The 20,364-nt window shown below is 38.0% G+C and carries 17 protein-coding genes; 4 read left to right on the top strand and 13 right to left on the bottom strand.

From position 1 onward, the window contains the following. Positions 1 to 175 precede the first annotated feature (175 nt). Together FXX65_RS04190 and FXX65_RS04185 are read right to left on the bottom strand one after the other, a co-directional pair. Entirely contained in the window at positions 176 to 946 is a 771-nt protein-coding gene (locus FXX65_RS04190) for a transporter substrate-binding domain-containing protein (protein WP_147615230.1), read from the bottom strand. A gap of 108 nt (positions 947 to 1,054) precedes the next feature. Further along, complete coding sequence (locus FXX65_RS04185; protein ID WP_147615229.1) at positions 1,055 to 1,705, bottom strand: MmcQ/YjbR family DNA-binding protein; 651 nt, start codon at positions 1,703 to 1,705, stop codon at positions 1,055 to 1,057. A 92-nt stretch (positions 1,706 to 1,797) separates the two neighbouring features. On the opposite strand from FXX65_RS04185, the gene FXX65_RS04180 reads away from it, so the two are divergent. After that, a complete protein-coding gene (locus FXX65_RS04180) occupies positions 1,798 to 2,256 on the top strand; it encodes a flavodoxin (protein WP_147615228.1) in 459 nt (152 codons plus the stop codon). Positions 2,257 to 2,361: 105 nt separating this feature from the next. Here FXX65_RS04180 and FXX65_RS04175 read toward each other — a convergent pair whose 3' ends face one another. Beyond that, the gene (locus tag FXX65_RS04175; RefSeq protein ID WP_147615227.1) at positions 2,362 to 4,821 is read right to left on the bottom strand and encodes a glycogen/starch/alpha-glucan phosphorylase; all 2,460 of its coding nucleotides are present in this window, start codon (positions 4,819 to 4,821) and stop codon (positions 2,362 to 2,364) included. A gap of 66 nt (positions 4,822 to 4,887) precedes the next feature. Continuing rightward, positions 4,888 to 6,993, bottom strand: a complete 2,106-nt coding sequence (glgX, locus tag FXX65_RS04170; protein ID WP_147615226.1) for a glycogen debranching protein GlgX — start codon at positions 6,991 to 6,993, stop codon at positions 4,888 to 4,890. A gap of 227 nt (positions 6,994 to 7,220) precedes the next feature. On the opposite strand from glgX, the gene era reads away from it, so the two are divergent. Further along, positions 7,221 to 8,144, top strand: coding sequence for a GTPase Era (gene era / locus FXX65_RS04165; RefSeq protein WP_147615225.1), 924 nt, complete (start codon positions 7,221 to 7,223; stop codon positions 8,142 to 8,144). Here era and FXX65_RS04160 read toward each other — a convergent pair. From FXX65_RS04160 to def, 4 genes are all read right to left on the bottom strand, one after another. Then, complete coding sequence (locus FXX65_RS04160; RefSeq protein WP_147615224.1) at positions 8,124 to 9,614, bottom strand: type I 3-dehydroquinate dehydratase; 1,491 nt, start codon at positions 9,612 to 9,614, stop codon at positions 8,124 to 8,126. The two genes, era and FXX65_RS04160, sit on opposite strands and share 21 nt — an antisense overlap. A 28-nt stretch (positions 9,615 to 9,642) precedes the next feature. Beyond that, on the bottom strand, positions 9,643 to 10,707 hold the full coding sequence (locus FXX65_RS04155) for a PASTA domain-containing protein (protein WP_147615223.1): 1,065 nt from the start codon (positions 10,705 to 10,707) through the stop codon (positions 9,643 to 9,645). Between the two features lie 111 nt (positions 10,708 to 10,818). Continuing rightward, positions 10,819 to 11,811 (bottom strand): methionyl-tRNA formyltransferase, encoded by a 993-nt coding sequence (fmt, locus tag FXX65_RS04150; protein ID WP_147615222.1) that lies wholly within the window; start codon positions 11,809 to 11,811, stop codon positions 10,819 to 10,821. A gap of 18 nt (positions 11,812 to 11,829) precedes the next feature. Beyond that, the gene (gene def, locus FXX65_RS04145; RefSeq protein WP_147615221.1) at positions 11,830 to 12,405 is read right to left on the bottom strand and encodes a peptide deformylase; all 576 of its coding nucleotides are present in this window, start codon (positions 12,403 to 12,405) and stop codon (positions 11,830 to 11,832) included. Between the two features lie 539 nt (positions 12,406 to 12,944). On the opposite strand from def, the gene hisD reads away from it, so the two are divergent. Beyond that, positions 12,945 to 14,312: a histidinol dehydrogenase gene (hisD, locus tag FXX65_RS04140; protein WP_147615220.1), complete on the top strand. Its 1,368-nt coding sequence runs from the start codon at positions 12,945 to 12,947 to the stop codon at positions 14,310 to 14,312. A 67-nt stretch (positions 14,313 to 14,379) separates the two neighbouring features. Here hisD and FXX65_RS04135 read toward each other — a convergent pair whose 3' ends face one another. The 5 genes from FXX65_RS04135 to mgtE all read right to left on the bottom strand — a co-directional run bounded on the left by FXX65_RS04135 (position 14,380) and on the right by mgtE (position 19,500). Then, entirely contained in the window at positions 14,380 to 15,165 is a 786-nt protein-coding gene (locus FXX65_RS04135) for a transporter substrate-binding domain-containing protein (RefSeq protein WP_147615219.1), read from the bottom strand. A gap of 36 nt (positions 15,166 to 15,201) precedes the next feature. Next, positions 15,202 to 15,951: an amino acid ABC transporter ATP-binding protein gene (locus FXX65_RS04130; RefSeq protein WP_147615218.1), complete on the bottom strand. Its 750-nt coding sequence runs from the start codon at positions 15,949 to 15,951 to the stop codon at positions 15,202 to 15,204. Next, positions 15,948 to 16,631: an amino acid ABC transporter permease gene (locus tag FXX65_RS04125; protein ID WP_147615217.1), complete on the bottom strand. Its 684-nt coding sequence runs from the start codon at positions 16,629 to 16,631 to the stop codon at positions 15,948 to 15,950. Before FXX65_RS04125 ends, FXX65_RS04130 begins: the two co-directional genes overlap by 4 nt. Positions 16,632 to 16,754: 123 nt before the next feature. Further along, positions 16,755 to 18,056 carry a bifunctional phosphoribosyl-AMP cyclohydrolase/phosphoribosyl-ATP diphosphatase HisIE gene (gene hisIE, locus FXX65_RS04120; protein WP_147615216.1) on the bottom strand — a complete coding sequence of 434 codons (1,302 nt, stop codon included), beginning with the start codon at positions 18,054 to 18,056 and terminating at the stop codon, positions 16,755 to 16,757. Between the two features lie 73 nt (positions 18,057 to 18,129). Beyond that, positions 18,130 to 19,500 carry a magnesium transporter gene (gene mgtE, locus FXX65_RS04115; protein ID WP_187107419.1) on the bottom strand — a complete coding sequence of 457 codons (1,371 nt, stop codon included), beginning with the start codon at positions 19,498 to 19,500 and terminating at the stop codon, positions 18,130 to 18,132. 256 nt (positions 19,501 to 19,756) lie between these two features. Here mgtE and FXX65_RS04110 point away from each other — a divergent pair, with 256 nt between their 5' ends. Further along, positions 19,757 to 20,266 carry a hypothetical protein gene (locus FXX65_RS04110; RefSeq protein ID WP_147615215.1) on the top strand — a complete coding sequence of 170 codons (510 nt, stop codon included), beginning with the start codon at positions 19,757 to 19,759 and terminating at the stop codon, positions 20,264 to 20,266. Positions 20,267 to 20,364 lie beyond the last annotated feature (98 nt).

The following is a 20,364-nucleotide window of genomic DNA, read 5'->3' as shown; positions in this document are numbered from 1 at the left end:
ATAGGATTATAAACAAGAATTTTTCATTCCTCAATGTGCTTTTTAGAAAAACGATTGATATAAAAGTAGATTATATTGTGATTTCGCCTTACATTTTTGTGATTTTATCATGGCAAAAAAAATCCCACGGCGCATAAACCGTGGGAAACAAGTTAGTTAGAATACAAGGATAATTTTATTTTAAATATTTATCTAAAATTTCTTGATATTTGCCGTTTGCCTTTATGTTTTTAAGACCTGCGTTAAAAAGGTCAATCAATTCTTTGTTTACAGGATTCATAATTGCAAATCCGTAAGGAGCGCCTGCACTTTCCATTCCTGCTGGAATCTTTAATGCGAGATTTCCAGTTTTTATGTTGTCTGCCATTATAGGAGTGTCTTCGACGCAAGCAACGCTGTTGCCCAAAAGTACATCCTGATACATTGTTGGTGAATCCTCAAAAACGCTAACTTTAAATCCGTATTTGTCTTTTATGGAATTTGCAAAATCTGCTCCAGCAGTTCCATTTTTTACAGCAACATTTTTTCCTGCAAGGTCTTCAAATTTTGAAATTGAGCTGTCTTTTGCAACTACAAAAGTTTGGGTTGCATCATAATATCCGTCAGAAAAAATCCAACCGCTATCAATTCGCTCCTGTTTTATTGTAGCACCAGCAATTAAAGCATCTGCTTGACCAACCTGCACCGCTGCAACGCCAGCGTCCCATCCCAAAGAGTGAAGTTCATAAGAAAAACCTTGATCTTCAGAAATCGCTTTTAAAAGGTCAACATCGATTCCCACAAATTCATTTTTTGCATTTGTGTATTCAAATGGTCTAAAAACGGTGTCTGTAGCGACAATCCAAACTTTCCCACCTTCCACCTTTTTCGATTCTTTTTTGTTGCAACCCACAAAAAGTCCTGCCGCAACAAATGCAAAGAGTGCAACTGTAAAAATTTTCTTCATAAATTTTTCCTCCATTTTTAGAAAAACTGTATCGCACACGAGTATAGATTATAATATTTCGTTTTTCAATCTATTAACGCGATATACAAATACAAATGAATTGAGCATTTACAAATTAACTAGCAAAAAACTTTCCTTTGTAAGCTCACAGAGTTTTGTAAAATCTGTAACCGCGGTTAAGAGGATTGTAAGCCAATATTTTTTGTTCATGTGGTAGGCTGGAAAAATCGATTTATTATCTACTAAACTTGCAATTTTTTCTGGCTGAGCTTTTATGTTTACGACCCAAGCGCGCTCATCGCTTTTTATTCCAAGACTCGAAAATTTTATGTTCATTACGAGGGCAAACCACTTTTTATTTTGACAGCGATAAACCGAATAGTCTGGAGTATCTGTCCAAGGAAAATCTGGCTCTGTGCGAAAAAAAAATTTTAAGAATTCCTCATATTTTTGTTTTATGTCCACAGTTAAAAAACATTTTTCTTTTATTTCGTTTATCAAATCTAAAATTTCTGTTCGAATTTTATTTACAAAACTTCCATTTGCACTTACAACGTCAAAAAGTGCATATCGTTCATCTGTTGAACTTTCATACACTTCTGCGGATAAATTTTCTTTTGTAAGCGTGATAAGCGAATAGAACTCGCCATCGGCAATTAGCTTTTTAAAAGTGAAAGTTTCGTCAGCTTGAACAAAACCGTATTCCAAAAGTTTTTGATTTTGTGGAATTGCGGTTTTTAACACATAACTGTAATCCATAATTTACAATTTTATTATATCGATATTTGAAAAATTTGGATAATTGAAAGTAAAAAATGAATTATAATCTTTAGAAAAAGGAAGGAAAGAAAATGAAAGCAGCGGTTATCTATTATTCAAAATCTGGAAAAACAAAAAAAATTGCAGAAAAAATCGCGCAGGGAAAAGGTGCAGATTTATTTTTTATTGAACCTGAAAATCCATACGGAACTTACATCTCGTCTGTCATACGTGCAGGAAAGGAACTAAAATCAAAACAAGCGGTAGGAACGAAGACCAAAATATTTGATTTTTCCAAATACGAAGTTATTTTTATCGGTTTTCCGATTTGGCATGGAACACTGCCATTTTTCTTTCAAGAATACATAAAAAAATGTGCAATAGACGGCAAGCGCATAATTCCTTTTGCAACAGCAACAGCCAGCGGAAAAGAGTCTGCTCTTTTGACTTTACAAAATATTCTTCCAAACTCAAAAATTACCGAATACTTTTATACGAGCGCCATAAAAAAAGCTGATGTGGATAAATGGCTGTCTGAATTAAATTTGTAGAATGATAGAGATGAATTGAAGATAAAACGAGTTCTATATCTGATTCCAAAATTTGCGGTTCTAAAATCGATAGATTGCTTCCGTGATATAACTTCATTTCTCCCCTTATTCTTCTATCTGAGGAACTTCAACTTTGTGTATGTGCCAAATATCGCGAACATAATCTTCTATCGTTCTGTCGGAAGAAAATTTTCCTGAATGCGCAATGTTGTGCAAGGTCTTTTTAGCCCAATTTTTTTTGTCCAGATACGCTTTTGCAACTTTTTCCTGAGCCTTTACATACAGTTCAAAATCTGCAAGCACATAATAAGGGTCTGGTCGCTGACCTTCTACGCCGTAAATCAAAGAGTCGTGTATTTCTTTAAAAAGCTGATGGGTTGGGTCGTAAGTTCCGTCTATAAGCTGATTTACAACTTTTGCAAGCGCTGGATTTCGCTCGAGATATGTTTGTGGATTGTATGAATGCTCGCTTTCCATCTTAAAGATATCTTCGGAAGTAAGTCCAAATGGGAATCCGTTTTCTTTGCCTGCTTCTTCAAATATTTCGATATTTGCGCCATCCATTGTTCCAAGGGTTAACGCTCCGTTTACCATGAACTTCATATTTGAAGTTCCAGACGCTTCTTTTCCTGCGGTAGAAATTTGCTCTGAAACATCTGCTGCCGGGAAAATCTTTTCTGCAACGCTAACCCTGTAATTTTCCACAAAGACAACGCGCAATTTTCCGCCTACGCGCCTGTCGTTGTTTACTCGCTCCGCAACTGTGTTTATCAACTTGATTATGATTTTAGCACGCCTGTAACCAGAAGCAGATTTTGCACCAAAGATGAATGTTCTGTTTGGAATGTCAAAAGTTGGATTTTGCGTTATACGATTGTACAGATACATTATATGGAAAATATTCAAAAGCTGTCTTTTATATTCGTGCAAGCGTTTAACCTGAACGTCAAAAATGCTGTCCGGGTCAAGAAAATCGTTTTGAGTATGCTTTAAATAATCGACTAAAACTTCCTTATTGTGCTGTTTTATCTCAATCAATTCGCGCAAACTTTCATCGTCATCGCAAAATTTTTCAAGCTCAATCAGTTTTGTCAAATCTTTTTCCCAACCGTGCCCAATCCTCTTCGTTATGAATTTTGAAAGTTCAGGGTTTGAATCGCAAAGCCATCTTCGCTGAGTTATTCCGTTGGTTTTGTTGTTGAACTTTTGAGGATACAGCTCGTACCAATCTTTTAATTCTTTTTCTTTTAAAAGTTGAGTGTGAAGACTTGCAACTCCGTTTACGCTAAAACAAGAATGAATTGCAAGCCATGCCATGTAAATTTTTCCATCGTGGATTATGGACATGTGATTTTGCTTTTTGTAATCTTCTGGATATCTTGAGCGCAATTCAATCAAAAAGCGGCGATTTATTTCTTCTACAATCTGATAAATTCTTGGCAGCAAATTTTGGAATATGCTTATATCCCACTTTTCAAGAGCTTCTGCAAGAATCGTGTGATTTGTGTAAGCAAAGGTTTTTGAAACTATGTTCCAAGCTTCGTCCCAACCAATGCTGTATTCATCCATTAAGATTCGCATGAGTTCTGGGATTGCAACAACCGGATGAGTATCGTTTAGTTGAATTGCATGCAAATCTGGAAACTTAGAAAAGTCGGTGCCGTAATTTATAACATAGTGATGAACTAAATCCTGTAAAGATGCCGAACAGAAAAAGTATTGCTGTTTAAGGCGAAGTGTCTTTCCCTGAGGTCCGTTGTCATTTGGATAGAGAACACGAGTTATGTTTTCTGCATTATTCTGATTAAAAACCGCTTCGTTGTAGCGCATCTCATTAAAAAGCTGAAGGTCAAAACCGTTGGGACTTGAAGCCTGCCAAAGTCTGAGCGTGTTGACTGTGTTTGTCTGGAAGCCAACTACTGGCATATCGTAAGGAGTTGCTATAACTTCTTCTGCATTTTCTATATAGAATCTGTCCTGCCCATCTGGAGTTTTGCCGTATTTTATTTCTCCACCAAATTTTACACGAACTTCCAAATCTGATCTTTTTACTTCCCATGGGTCGCGATGTTTTAACCAGTTATCTGGATATTCTACCTGATAGCCCTTTTCTATGCGCTGCTCAAACATTCCATATTCGTAGCGAATTCCATAACCGTGTCCTGGATAGTCGAGGGTTGCAAGAGAATCCAAAAAACACGCTGCAAGTCGCCCCAAACCACCGTTACCCAGCCCTGCATCGGGTTCTTCGTCTTCAATTACGTCATAATTTATGTCCATATCTTTTAAGACTTTTTTTACTTCGTCTTTTATGCCCAAATTCAAAAGGTTGTTGCTCAATGCTCTTCCCATCAAAAATTCAGCAGAAAGATAATAAACCTGCTTTACTGGCTTTTTTTCGTATTGACGGCGAGTTGCCATCCATGCAGGAATTATGAGTTCTTGAACAGACGCGCTCACCGCATCAAAAAGGTTGTGATTTGTCGCCTGAGAAATATCTTTTCCGTATTGACGGCGAAGGCGGGCTGCCAAGTTTTTTCTGAATAATTCTGCATCAAATCTCATAAATTTCTCCAATAATAATTTTTAAGTACGTTTATAAAAATTCCCTTTGATTTTATCACGCAAATTTTATTTACTTACCAATACAACAACACTGTTGGATAGAATAACATATTTTTCCTGATTTAGAATTTCTTCCTCGCTACCTGCACTCACTATGCAACCTTTTCCTTCGATTGAAGTGTCCAAAACTCTAAACCATTTTCGGCCAACAGTTGCCAGAGGAAGCCTTACAGTTATATCGTGAATATTCGTGTTAAAAGCAACATAAAAATCACAATCCTCTTCCAGTTTACCGTTACCTGCTCCTCCGCCCAGCCTAAACGCCAAAAACTTATTCATTTTTGACCAATCTGGAGTAAGCCCGTCGTAATTAAACCAAGTTATATCGGCAGGGCTTATGTCGCTTGCAGACTTTTGACCTTCAAAAAAATCTGTTCGAGTAAAAACTCTATGTCTCATTCTAAGGCTTATAAGCGCTTTTACAAAAGAAAAAAGTTCTGCATTTTTTATCCTGTTATTCCAGTTAAAATAAGCGCTTTCGCTGTCGTGGCAGTAAAGGTTGTTGTTTCCGCCTTGACTTCTGCGCACTTCATCGCCCATTAAAAACATTGGAACGCCTTGACTTAAAAGCAGAGCGACAAAAAAGTTTTTTATCTGAATAAGCCTTGTGCTTTCTATTTTTGGATTAGAAGTTTCGCCTTCAAAACCGTTGTTAAAACTAAAATTTGAATTTGTTCCGTCGCGGTTTTCTTCTCCGTTTTGCTCGTTGTGTTTATAGTTGAACGAAACAAGGTCGTTCATCGTAAAACCGTCGTGACTGCAAACGTAATTTATTGAATGAATCGGCTTTCTGTGGCTCGGCTGGTACAAATCGCTGGAACCAGAAATTCTAGTTGCTGCCTGTGTCGAAAAATTTTCATCACCTCGTATAAACTGTCTTATCGAATCCCTGAATTTATCGTTCCATTCGCACCATCTGCCACCAGGAAACGAACCCACTTGATACGCTCCAGCGGCATCCCACGATTCTGCAATAATTTTTATATCGCGCAACACGGGGTCTTCGCTGATCCTGCGCGGCAAAGGGGCTTCTGAAGTTAAAAAACCTTTTTCGTCGCGGCTCATAACACTTGCAAGGTCAAATCTAAAGCCATCAATATGCATTTCTCGCACCCAATAGCGCAAGCAGTCGATTATATAATCTTGAACAACAGGATGATTACAATTTAAACTATTTCCGCAACCAGAAAAATTCAAGTAATAATTTTTGTGATTTGCAACAAGTTGATAATAAATTGAATTATCAAAACCTCGAAAATTTAGCGAAACTCCATTTTCGTTGCCTTCCGCAGTGTGATTAAAAACCACATCCAAAATCACTTCGATTCCTGCTTTGTGAAACGCTTTTACCATATCTTTAAATTCGTTTACGCACTGCCCATTTTTTTTATTTGATGAATACGAAGCCTTTGGTGCAAAAAAACAAACTGTGCTGTATCCCCAATAGTTGACAAGTCGTTTACCATTTTGAGGATTTACATTTGTGTTTTCGTATTCATCAAATTCTTGAATTGGCATAAGTTCTACTGCGGTTATTCCCAACTCTTTTAGATAAGGAATTTTTTCGATTACTCCGCGGTAAGTTCCAGGATGGCGAGTATTTGAAGTTTTAGACGCTGTAAAGCCTTTTAAATGAAGTTCATAAATTATAGTTTGGTTTAAAGGATGCGATAGAGGTTTGTCGCCGTTCCATTCATAAGAAGAGTGGTCTACAACCACACATTTTGGCATTTTTTCTAGGGGGCAAGGTGAACAAGGAGTTTCGTTTTTAAAAAGCGAACCTTCTGTTAAAGCATAAGCCTTTGGGTCGTATAGATAACGTTTTGAATCAAATCGATGCCCTTGACTTGGTTCAAATGGACCAAAAACTCTGTATAGATAAAGTGCGCCAGGTTTTAAGCCTGCAACAAAAACGTGCCACAAATCTCCAGTTCTGTTTATTTTTGAATCCAGTAGTATGGTTTTATAGGGTTTTGAATCGTCACTCTTCTTAAAAAGATTTAATTCTATAGCAGTAGCATTGCGACTAAATACACAAAAATTAACTCCTCCGTCGGCATAAACTGCACCCTTATTCCATGGATGTCCTGGAAGAATTCTAATCTGTTCCATAATTGGCACATTTTACCACAAGAAATTATTTTTTGGCGAGTAAAAACAGAGCACAAAATTCAACGCCTTGCATAAATCTTACGCTGGGCAGTAGCAGCGCGCAAGCGTCCACCGCAGGCAGCACGCTTGAGTGGTGCCGAGGAGGATGAGCGCCTAGCGAACTGCGAATGACCAGACGAGAACACAAGTTGTCGTCTAAAATAAAAAAAATCACTATAATAAAATTCATGGAAGATTCTATTTCTAACAAAAATCAAAGCGATGTTGGCGAAAAAACCGCCCTCGTAACGATAATCGGCCGACCGTCTGCCGGCAAATCCACTTTTTTAAACACTGCCTCTGGCGAAATGATTAGCATTGTAAGTGCAATTCCGCAGACAACTCGCAACGCAATCAAAGGAATTGTAAATACTTCGCTCGGTCAACTCGTTTTTGTTGATACACCAGGCTACCACCAGTCAGACAAAAAAATGAACTTAAAAATGCGAAACATCGTTGCAGATGGACTTTCTAATGCGGATGCAATTTTATACATGATTGATTCGACGCGTGCCTGTGGCGAAGAAGAAAAATTGATAACTTCTTTATTAAAAGGGCACGAAAACAAGATTGTCGTTGCTATAAATAAGATAGATGAAAAAAATTCTTTGCCAAAAAAGTCAGCAGATTTTGTTAAAGCGGAACTTCCAGATTTGCTAGAACAAAATATCTTTGAAACTTCTGCAAAAGAAGACAAAGGCATTAACGAAGTTTTAAAAGCTTTATATGCACTTGCACCTGTTGCTCCACACCTTTACCCAGAAGAATATTATACAGACCAGGAAGTTGACTTTAGGATTGCAGAAGTTATTAGACAAGAAGCTATAAACAGACTTGAGCAGGAAATTCCACATTGCCTGTATGTGCAGATTGCAGATATGGAAATGCGCTCACCTAACAAAATGTGGTGCCGCGCTTTTTTGTGCGTAGAAAAAGAAAGCCAAAAAGGAATTGTAATTGGTAAAGGCGCAAACATGATTAAGGCAATACGTTTGGAGTCTATTAAGCAGTTGAATAAACTTTTTGACTACAGGATTGACCTTGATTTACAGGTTAAAGTTGTAAAGAATTGGCGTCAAAATGATATTGTTTTAAATAAGCTGCTTAAATAAATCAAACTGGGCTTCGCCCTGATAGCGCAACATGCTCAAGCCGTTGCACACTTTACAGCCAAAGGATGCTGCCCTTGCCATAACAGGCGTAATTTCTGGCGAATAAACTATATCGTAGACGAATTCTTTGCCACTAAAATCGTAGAACCAGATTGCATCGTTTTCTATGTTAGAAGGCTCTGTGGAAGCCATTCCCTTAGATGTTGTCTGCACTATTATCTGCGAATATTTTTTTAGTTTTTCAAGGTTTTCCGGTCCTAAAGTTGCAAATTCAAATCCGTATTTTTCTGCTACAATCCTCGCCTTTGAAAGTGTTCTGTTAAAAACGCAAGCTTTTGCACCACACTCTTTTACGACATAGGCAATCGCACGGCTTGCACCGCCAGCACCGATTATTGCAACGCGCTTACCTTTAAGATTTTTTAAGCCTGTAAATTCGAGCAAAGCTTTTTTAAATCCCAAAGCATCTGTATTGTAGCCTTTCCAAAAATCTCCATCGCGCACAACTGTATTGCAAGCACCAATATCCTGTGCTTTTTTATCTGTGGACTTTAAAAAAGGAATTACGGTTTCTTTATGAGGAATCGTTACAGAAAATCCTTTTATATCCAAAACTTCTGCAAAGTTCATCGCATTTTCTATGCTTTCTGATTTAAAGGGGATATAAACCGCATCCAAATTATTTTTCTTAAACAAAGCGTTGTGCATTTCTGGACTTGAAGTTACCGTAAGCGGATAACCTGTTATGCCAAAGAGTTTTGTATTTTTGTTTATATTTCTAAATCTATAAACGTTATTCAAAGTAATGGGATCTATATGTCCAATTGCAAGAAGGTTTCCAAGCAATTCTGAAGGACTTGTATATGTTAGATATGAATGCAGTTTTTCAGAAAGTATTCTGGTGGGAAGTCCCAAATGACCCATAGCACAAAAAATCTGTTCGCTACCGCTCCAACTTTCTGCAACTTCAAAAACCTTTGTAATATCTTTTAGAGTGTGTGGCATAAAGGCGATTTTTGGAATTTCGTAATTGTTCTGTCTTAAAGTTTCAAATTTTTTTACGATGTCTTCGACAGGTGAACTCATATTGTGGTAGGAGCGGATTATTTTTATTCCAAATGCTTGGGCTGCATCTTCCAAACTGGGAACATGGTAGTCTTCTTCAAAATCCACATAAGCGAAATTCTTTTTTGGATTTTCGTCTGCAAACGCAAGAGCGCGTGCAAAAAGCATAGTCCTGCTTGACTCGCCTTCCTCATAAAGACCACCGTCAATTTTTTGCCTTATCGTTAAAATCGCAGGAACGTCAATCATCGAAGGAAAATCCCTTATCTGCAAGCGTTCATCAGTTTCAAGAAAATCCACTCTGAGTTCTACTAAGTCTATAAAATCCTTGTAGCTTTCCACAATTTTTACGTTTTCTGCCAAAGTTTTTGCAGTCAAACAAAGACAAACCAAAGGTCGTGCCATATTATTCCCTCAAAATTATTTCTATATTTTATTTAGAAACGCTGATTCTCTTGACTTCCCTTCCTGCAATGCGAAGAATCAATTCGCTGTCTTCAGCTACCGCATAAGGAATCGTAAAATCGCCCCCAGTATGCTGTAAAGTTACAAGCGGGAATCTTTGCCCTGTTTTTTCCACACATTCAACAGTCATAGAAACAGGATATGGAAATTTTGCAACTTTCGCCTCAAAAATTCCGTAGATTTTACCATCATCGCTATTTTCGGGAAATGCCATTTCTACAGAAACTCTGCTGAAATTCGGCACATATTCGCTTTCAAATTTTTGTTGATCAATTACAGAATTTTCTTTTTCGCCAGCGAGCGCCCTGTGTCCCGTAAAATCTATTACGAGTTTTGAATCTGGTAACAAGGCAAGCATATCTTGAACAGATTTTCCAATGTAAGAAGGAACGCGCGTATTTTCAAAATTTGGACCGCGGCTTACTATCAGATGAACAGTTACTGGTTCAGAGATTTTTGTTCCCTGTGCTGGAACCTGTTCCAATATAGTTCCTGCTTCTGAAACATCTGCCTTATAACTAGGCTCTGCAAGAACGATGAGAGGTCTTGTTGCTCCTGTAAACATAGCGCTCAAATCAATTTTGACTTCGTCGTATTTTAATCCAACGTAATTTCCAACTTCAGAAACAACAGCGCCTCTGCTTACCGTTAAAGTTACTCGAGTTCCAGCTTTTACTATTGCACCAGATGATGGAGATTGATTTAATACAGTTCCAAAAGGTTTTTCATCATAGCGCAACTGGATTTTAGGATAGAGTTCTTTTACCTGCATTTCTAAAAGTGCTTGAGTTAATTCTTTATTTTTTACTTCTGGAACAAGAACTTTTTCTGGGCCTTTAACAGCGATAAAAAATACAGCGAGGCAAGTTACAAGCATTAAAACTACGGCAAGGATAATCGCAATAAAAAGCGAACGTCCATTAGCTTCAAGATTTTTCATTCCATCGTTAAAACTTACACGACAATCCTGAATGTTAAAATTTTTAATCTTGTTGATTATTTTTTTTGATATTTCTTTAAAATTTATCTTCATAAAAGATTTCCTCTATAATCATTTAATGCATTTTAAAATCGGTATTCTCGCTTAAAGTTTTGTACACGATTTTTACTGCTTGCAGTCTTTGTTGCGTTGGACGAAAAATCGTCATATTTTATCAACTAGAACACAGTCTATAAAGTCCCTTGCCCCATTCATAAAGGATTTATAGTCCATCGCTTTTTTGCCCTGCCACTGCAATTCTTTTACAAGCAAAACAGTTTTATCGCCACAAGCAATTTTTATTCCGCTTTCTTTTTTGTAGCCAAGCACAGTTCCTGCCCCAACATCGCTTTCCAAAGCACAATCCAAAGGAACGGCTTTTAAAATAAGGAGTTTTTGTCCCTTGCAAAAAGTATAGCAAAGTGGCCACGGAGTATAGGCTCTGATTTTTCTTTCGATTGAATGAGCATTCATATTCCAGTCGATTAAACCATCCTCTTTTTTTATAAAAGGCGTATAAGAGCTTTCTCCTTGCTGAGCGATGCCATCCAATTTTTTTTGAATGCAAGCATTTTTTATAACATCTATTAAAAGTTCTGCACCTTTCAAAGTTACAGGGCTTTCGATTCCGTTTCCGTCCATAAGGCTCAAAGTTGTTTCCGTTCCGTCGAGTTCTACAAAATCCTGAGCTAGAATGTCGCCTTCGTCCGTCTTGAGCGCAATTTTTTGAACTGTTATTCCCAAGCGATTGTCGCCATTTAGTATTGCAGCAGGGACAGGAGTGCAACCTCTGTAAAGCGGAAGAGCCGAAGGATGAAGATTTATTCCACCCATTGCAAAAAGAGAAAGAAACTTTGGTCCAAAAATTCTTCCGTAATCAAAACTCACGAGAAGATCTGCTCCCAAAGGTTCAATCGCAAGCCTGGAATCCGCAAACAGATGCTCAAATTCAAAAAGCGGAATCTTAAATTCTTTTGCAACGCGCGAAACTTCTGTGGGAATCAACTCTTTGTGTCTGCCACGTGCAGCAGGCGGATTTGTAAGCACTCCTGCAATTTTAAAATCTAAAGAGCGAGCCTCATCGGAGTTAGAAAATTCGATAAGTTTTTTTAAGACAAGTGCAGAAGCGAGCGGAGAACCAGCGTATAAAATTTTCATAGAACCGTCTTTGCCTTTTTATGAATTTTTGTTCGCATTTTTAGCAGCAATTTTTGCCGCAATCGAAGCCGCTTTTTTTGCTTTTTCTGCTTCTTTTTTTGCAGAGCGTTCAAGGCGCTTTTTCATTTGAGCGGTAACCTTAGCCGCAAATTCAGGATCGCCTCGGTCTATATACATAATTCCGTCTAAGTGGTCATTTTCATGTTGAATGCAGCGAGCCAAAAGCCCATCCGCTTCCAAAGTAAAAGCCTTACCATTTTCGTCCAGAGCAGAAACCGTAACTTTTGCCGGCCGAGTGATTTTTTCATCAAACCCTGGCAAAGAAAGGCAACCTTCATCGTAATCGCAAAGCTCATTGCTCGTGTAGATTATCTGAGGATTTATAAAAACACGGCGAACATCATCGTCGGCAGTTATAACAAAAAATCGTTTGGAAACGCCAACCTGAGGTGCTGCAAGCCCAACGCCTTCGGCTTCGTCCATAGTATCAAACATTTCGTTTATAAATTTACGTAAATCATCGTTAATTTCGGCCTGCTCAACAGGAACAGCTTTTTTACGGAGGACATCTTCTCCCAATTTATAAATTTTCATAGCGATAACCTACCATAAAAATCGACTTGTTTCCATATTATGCCAAGAACTGTGGAAATTTGGGCGCCTTTTTGCTCCACTTTGTTCCGCAAAAACCGGGCTATGCGGGGCTGCGCCTTTCGGCTACGACCACGCCGCTGGCGTGTTTTCGCTGCGCTCACCCCTACTATCCCTGTCGCACACGGATGTGCGGACACAAGCATTGTCGACAGTTTTGCAAAAAACTGTCTGTTCAAGAAAATCACGGACGATTTTCTTGAAACTTATCCCTGGCGCTGTGGGCTCGCAGGCGAGATGCGGGGCTACAAGTAGCCCCTGCCGCTATTGCCACGAGTGAATAATTTATTCATAAAAAAATAAATCTTAGCCCAGATGGGAGCGGCGCAAAGCGTTGGCGGAACGCCAATGGAGCGAAAGCGTAACCGCGGACAGCTGGTCGAGTAAAGATTTGTGCTTCTTATTCTTAATTGTAAATACAGCAGAAATTTTATAAAATGCGTGCCGTTCATTGCAATGCAAATTTTTACAGGGGAAGCAAAATGATTAAAATTAAAAATTATTCGGATTTGGACGAAAGTTTTTTTGAAGGCAGAGATTTTGGAACTTCGCTAGACGTGGTAAAAGATGTTCTCTTGGATGTAAAATCTCGCGGAGATGCCGCTCTTTTTGAATACGGTGCAAAATTTGATTTGAGCGCGCCTAAAACTTTGCAGATTCCTGTTGAGGAACTTAAAAACGCTGCTGAAAAATTAAAATCAGAAAATCCAAACCTGTACGATTCGCTTTGCTACAGCCGCGACCTTGTGCTTAAATTTGCAAAAAAACAAAAAGAATGTTTTAACGATTTTGAAGTTGAACTTGAAAAAGGAATTTTCACTGGGCAAAAAAATATTCCTGTAGAAAAAGTTGGAGTTTACATTCCTGCCGGAAGATTTCCACTTATAAGCACTGTTGTTATGACTGTAACGCCTGCCCTAGCCGCTGGGGTTGACGATATAATTCTATGCACTCCGCCAAGGATTCATCCACAAGAAAGGGCGCTCGCAGAAAAACAGGGCTTGGGAATTTCTGGCAAACCGTTTATCGACGGGAAACCTTACGCAGACGAAAATATTATGGCGGCTGCTTATATATGCGGAGTTCGAAAAGCATTTGCCTGCGGTGGTGCTCAGGCGATAGGAGCGATGGCATTTGGAACGCAGTCAATCCCAAAAGTTGATGTAATAGTTGGACCTGGAAACAAATTTGTTGCAGAAGCAAAAAAAATGGTCTACGGCAATGTGGGAATAGATATGATTGCAGGCCCGACAGAAGTTTTTATAATTGCGGACGAAAGTGCAAATCCACAATGGGTTGCAGCAGACCTTTTGGCTCAAGCGGAACACGATATTGTTGCTCAGCCAGTTTTGGCGACAAATTCAAAAAAGCTTGCTCAAAGTGTTGCACAAGAAATAGAAAAACAGCTTGAAGAACTTCCAACAAAGGCAACTGCAGAACAGTCAATAGAAAACTGTGGTCTTATAATCTTGTGCGAAACTCTTGAACAGGCTGTGGAAGTTGCAAATAAAAAAGCCCCAGAACATCTTGAACTTGCGATGGAAGCTGGCAACGAGCGAGATAAAATAGACTCGCTTTGCAGAAACTACGGCTCACTTTTTATTGGACACGAAAGTGCGGAAGTTTTTGGCGACTATGCAGCAGGCCTTAATCATACCTTGCCAACTTCTGGTAGTGCGCGTTTTACTGGCGGGCTTAGCGTAAGGGTTTTCTTAAAAACTGTTACGACTTTGCGTACTGTTTCTGGAACAAAAGGCTTTGTAAAATCTGCAACGGCGGCAGGATATTTAGGAGATGCAGAAGGTCTTGCAGCACATGCAAAAGCCGCAAGGTTAAGGATAGAAAAATAAAAAAAACGCACGACTAAAAATTGAAGTTTTGCAATTTGCTCAAACTTTGCCGTGCGTTTTAAATATCTTATTTTGTTAAATCTGTTCCAAAATATTTTTCTGAAATTTGTTTTAACTCTCCGCTGGAGTTTAATTCTTCTATCGCTTTATTTAAAGCTTCTTTTAGAGTTGCTGTTTCGCTGCCTTTTCGTAAAGGAATTGCGACATGGCTTGGATTTTTTGTTTCGGCTACAACTTTAAAAGGATTTTTTTGCTGAACTTTTTGGTAATAATAAAAAGTTGCATTATCGTTCAAAGTTGCATCGGCACGGTCGTGTTCAACAAGCTGCAAGGTTTCTTCAAATGAATCTATCGTTACAACTTTTGCACCTAATCGTTCTGCCACTTCCGAATATGTGCTTCCAATAGAATTTGCGGTTGTTTTTCCTTTTAAATCGGCAAAATCAGTAATGGTTTTATTATCATTTCTTACGATTAAGGCGGTTCGAGTATAAGCATAAGGTTCTGTAAAATCGTATTTTAAAGAACGCTCATCTGTAACTTCAACTCCATTGCAACTTATGTCGTAACGCTTTGCATCGATTCCTGCAAAAATTCCGTCCCAGTCAACTTCGACAAACTCCGCTTTTACTCCAAGCTTTTCCGCAAGTTTTTTGCCAATCTCTACATCGTAACCTACAAGGGCATTGGTTTCGTCGTGGTAAGTCCATGGAGCCCAGGAACCTTCTGTTGCAATAGTGATTTTTCCTTTTGAGTGTATCGTAGAAAGTAAGTCGCCTTCGTCTTTTTTTGAACAGGAGAAAATTGTAAAAATCATGAGGGCTGAAATTGCCCCAAATATAAGTTTTTTCATATAAACCTCGTATTTTAAAATTTATAAAGCAAATTATTATTTTTCTGCAAGATTTGTCGCCAAGCTTCCCAAAAATTCTTTTGTTCTTTTTTCTTTTGGAGAATTAAAAAATTCCTTAGATTGTGCTTCTTCAACAATATGACCGCCTTCCATAAAGATAACGCGGTTGCTCACATTTTTTGCAAAATTCATCTCGTGCGTTACAACGACCATCGTCATTCCTTCTTCTGCGAGTTTTTTCATTACGAGCAAAACTTCGCCAATCAACTCTGGATCCAAGGCGCTCGTCGGTTCATCAAAATATATTATCTTTGGATTTGCTGCCAGTGCTCTTGCTATTGCAACCCGCTGCTGCTGCCCTCCAGAAAGTTGATGAGGATATGCGTTTGCTTTGTCTGCCATTCCAACCTTTGCAAGCATCTGCATTCCAATCTGCTCTGCATCCTTTTTTTTGAGCTTGCCAACGACTATAAGACCTTCTGTAACATTTTCCAGTGCAGTCTTGTTGCGAAAAAGATTGTAATTTTGAAAGACAAATCCTGTCTGACTTCGGATTTTATTCATATCTTTCTTTTTTATCGTTTTTAAATCGAATTTTTGACCGTCAAAATCTAATTCACCTTCATCCGCCCTTTCCAAAAAGTTGAGGCATCGCAACAAAGTCGTTTTACCAGAACCGCTTGGCCCAATAACCGCGATTACATCACCTTTGTCTATAGAAAGGCTGATTCCATTTAATACTTTCAGGAGTCCAAACGCTTTTTTTAGATTTTTTACTTCTATCATCGTTCGCCTCCTGATTTTTCTGTAAAAAAGTTGATTTTTCTCTCTGCAATCCTCTGAACTTTTGTTAAGACAGTCGAGAAAACCAGATAAATCAACGCGACTTCAATGTAAAGTGCGAGTGGCTCGTAGGTGCGTGCAACGATTCGCTGCGTTGCCATGAACATTTCTGTAACAGTTATGTTTGCCGCAAGCGAGGTTTCTTTTACCATAGCGATGAGCGAATTTGAAAGCGGAGGAAATGCCGTTTTTAGCGCCTGAGGAAGAAGTATTCTCCAGAAAATTTGAAGATAATTCATTCCAACACAATATCCTGCTTCTATTTGCCCCACCGGCACGGATTCAAAAGCAGACCGCATTATTTCCGCTGTGTAAGCTCCTTCGTTTATAGAAAAAACAAGAACCGCAGCCGTAAACGGTGCAATCATAACACCAACTTTTGGAAGTCCGTAAAATACAACATAAAGCTGAACCAGAATTGGTGTCCCGCGTATTACCCATATATAAAAACGAGCGACATGCTTTAAAATTTTTACATTTGCAAATTGAACCAAAGCGGTAAGGCTTCCAAGAACCAATGCCAAACAAAACGAAATTGCCGTCAACGGAATTGTCGTTACAAGCCCCGGAATCAATATCTTAAAAAAAGAAGTTGTAAGTATCTGCCATAGATGGTCGTTCAAATTAAATTTTCTCCACTTTTACAACGCAAAATTCATATTAGATGAACCAAAGCGAGTCTGAATAAATCTAATAAAACTTGTTAGTGCAGGCAAATATTTTCTGTAATATAACAGAATGCTTTTCTATTTTTCTTTGTGTCGTTTATCCAATTCGTCGTAGATGTCCTGCCAAGTAACGCCTTCTTTGTACATCAAAACGCTCATAAAATAGATTAAATCTGTAACTTCCCAAATTATGTCGTTTTTAGATTCCGCTTCATCGGTCAATTCCTCGGCTTCTTCCATAATTTTTTCGCGCACTCGTTTTGCGTCTAAAGTTGCCGTATAACTTCCGGGACGAGGATTTGCAAATCGCTCTGCAACAGTTGCGTAAAGGCGTTCAAGATTTGACTTTGCATCAACTTCCGAGCCAAAACATGTGTACGAACCTGTATGGCAAACTCCGCCGTTTGGAAAAACTGTCGCAAGAACTGTATCTCTATCGCAGTCGGCACGCATTTTTATAAGATCTAAATAGTGCTGACTTTCTTCGCCCTTTGTCCAAAGCCTATTTTTTGCACGGCTAAAAAAGGTCAATCTTCTAGTTTCAAATGATTTTGCAAACGCTTCTTTGTTTGCATATCCCATCATTAAAACTTCGCCAGCAGGGCTCTGTGCTATAACAGGAATAAGTCCGCCAGTCTTTTCGTAATTCAAACAGTTTATGAAGGCATCTTTTAAGTTTACAACCCCAGTGTATAAGGCCATTCCAAGTTGAACATCGCAACCTAATTTTTCTAACTGAACAATCTGTTCTATGCTGTTAACGCCACCTGCAACAACAACTCTGCATTTTACAGCCTTGCGCAATTCTTCTACAAGTTGCATATCTGTGCCTTCCATGCAGCCTTCTTTTTCTACGCAGGTAAACAAAAGCTCAGAGCAATATTTTTCTGCCTGTTTTGCACCTTCCACCAAGGAAACATCAACAGTTTGAGTCCAGCCTTTTACGGCGATTTTTCCGTGAATTGCATCTACAGAAATGATTACGCGCTCTTTTCCGATTGCATCATTTAATTCTTGCAAGAAATTTTCGTTCAAAACTGATTCGCCATCTTTTATTGATGAATTCCATGCTGCCGAACCGATTATGACCTTTTCTGCTCCAAGACTTATCAATTCTCTGGCTTTTTTTACAGTGTTGATTCCCCCACCAACTCGAACATTTCCTTTTCTAAGCAGATGTTGAAAAAGCTGGGTATTTTTGGTTTCGCCTTTTTCGTCTGTGTTTCTAAAAGCCTGATCCAAATCGATTATTGCAACTTCGCCGTATCTGTTAAATTCAGAAATCAAATTTTCCGCATCGTCGCGTTGCAACACCAAATCGCGTCCGTTTTTTAATTGAACGACGTGTCCATCTTTCATATCTATAGAAGCAATTACCATGATGATTTATTTTACTAAAAATATATGCTCTTTACAATTAAGATAGAATGATGGCTTCATCCTTAAAATTTTCTTAAAATAAAAATGTCTTTGCAATCGTAAAATAAACAATCAGCGAAACAGCATCGACTATCGTAGTTATAAAAGGGCTTGCCATAACCGCAGGATCTAAAGTCAATTTTTTTGCAAGAAGCGGAAGCGTACATCCTATCAGTTTTGCAATAACAACGGTGAATGCAACCGTAAGGCAAACAACAAGATTTATTGAATAAGTTACATCTTCGTTTCCCAGCAGCAAATAATCAATCAGGAAGATTTTTAAAAAACAAGCGGCAAAAAGGCACAATGCACACAAAAACGCAGTGCAAAATTCTTTTAGAAGGACTTTTGGCAAATCTCTAAATTCAATTTCGCCAAGAGAAAGCGCTCGGATTATCGTAACAGAAGATTGAGAGCCTGTATTTCCGCCAGTGTCCATGAGCATTGGAATAAAAGCGGTAAGAATAACTTGAGCTGCAAGTGCGTGTTCAAAATTTGTTATTATCATTCCTGTAAAAGTTGCAGAAACCATAAGCAGCAAAAGCCAAACAATTCTATGCTTGAATAAATCAAATGGAGAAGAGCGCAAATAAGTTTTTTGAGAAGGAGTCATCGCAGCCATAATTTCAATATCTTCTGTTGCCTCGTCTTCCATTACCTCCAAAGCATCATCAAAAGAAATGATTCCAACCATACGATTTTCGCCATCTACAACAGGAATCGCATAAAAATTGTATTTTGAAAGCAGTTTTGCAACCTCTTCTTTATCTTCGTTCGTCTTTACGCTTATAACATTGGTTTTTATGATTTCATCAATTTTAATTGAATCGTCTTTTGCGAGAACTAAATCTTTTAAAGAAATTCGCCCTATCAATTTTTTGTTTTTGGTAACATAACAACTGTAAAACGACTTTTGATTTAGACCATATTCGCGAATTTTGCTTATCGCCTCGCCCACCGTAGTTCCTAATCTTAGAGCGATATATTCGGTTGTCATTATTGAGCCAGCAGAATTCTCTGGATATTGAAGAAGTTGATTTACATCATTTCTCATAGAAGGATCTATTTGATTTAAGATTCGCTTTACAACATTTGCAGGCATTTCTTCAACCAAATCCGCGGTGTCGTTTGCATATAATTCGTCAAGAATCGCTTTTAATTCATTATCTGAAAAGTTTTTTATCAAAAGTTCCTGAAAATCGCTATCCATTTCTATAAAAACTTCTGCGGCTAAATCTTTTGGCAAAAGTCTGAAAATCACAGGAACCTGCTTTTCATCAATTCGTTCAAAAAGCGCAATAATTTCTGCACTTGGCATTGAAGAAACGATTTCCTTTATTGAGGAAAAGTTTTTTTCGTCAAGAAGTTCACAAACTCGCTCATCAGTAGAAATAAGTTCTGTCATTTTTCCTCCTAAATAAAAAAGAACTAAGATTTAAAATCATTTTGAATAAATCTTCAAAATATCGCTTTGTTTTATAAATTTTTAAGACTTTTATATTAGCCGACATCGTTTTTTTGTAAATACTCTCCTTAAATTTTTTATAATTTTTATCTATAATGCAAGCGATGAGTTAAATTCAATTTAATTGAAATCTCGTATCTAAAAACTAACTAGAATGTTCTAAAAGTGAACTGAAAAACCTTAGGAGGCTTTTAAAATGAAAAAATCAGTTATCTTATTGCTTTCCTGCATGATGATGCTTGGAACTTTTGCTTTTGCAGAAGGCTATTTTAGCGCAGAAGACATGGAAAAGGGAACAATCACCGAAGAGACAAAGTGCGAAGACGGATTTGTTCTCCATGCGAATGCAGAAAAGTATATGAATATCTCAAAAAAACCTATGCACAAAGCAAAAAATGGTGATGAATTCAATATGGCTCTTCAACTTCAAGGTGCTGGAAAACCTGACTATCGCTGTGTTTCTTTCCCTGCAAAAGCTGGAGAAACAATAACTGTTTGGGGAAATTCAACTTCTAAAACAGAGATGAGACAGTTAGTTGTTGTAGGTCCAGATGGAAAAATAATAAAAGAACTTCCAATGGATGTTGATGCAGAAGCTGGAACTATTGCATCTGAAAGCTCTGTAAAAGCACCAGCAGACGGAACTTACATCTTGTATTCAAAAAAATCTGGAATAAATATCTATAAAATAAGCGTAAGCAAATAAAAAACATAAGTAGTAGATGAAACGCAGGCTTTCTTTGTGGAGGTCTGCGTTTTTTAGTTTAGGTTTGCATTGCAAATTTTGTATTTTAGGAGAAATGA

This window comes from Treponema pectinovorum, assembly GCF_900497595.1.
Lineage (GTDB): Bacteria > Spirochaetota > Spirochaetia > Treponematales > Treponemataceae > Treponema_D > Treponema_D pectinovorum.
Note: the sequence above shows the minus strand (reverse complement) of the source record. Positions and strands in the feature narration are given on the sequence as shown.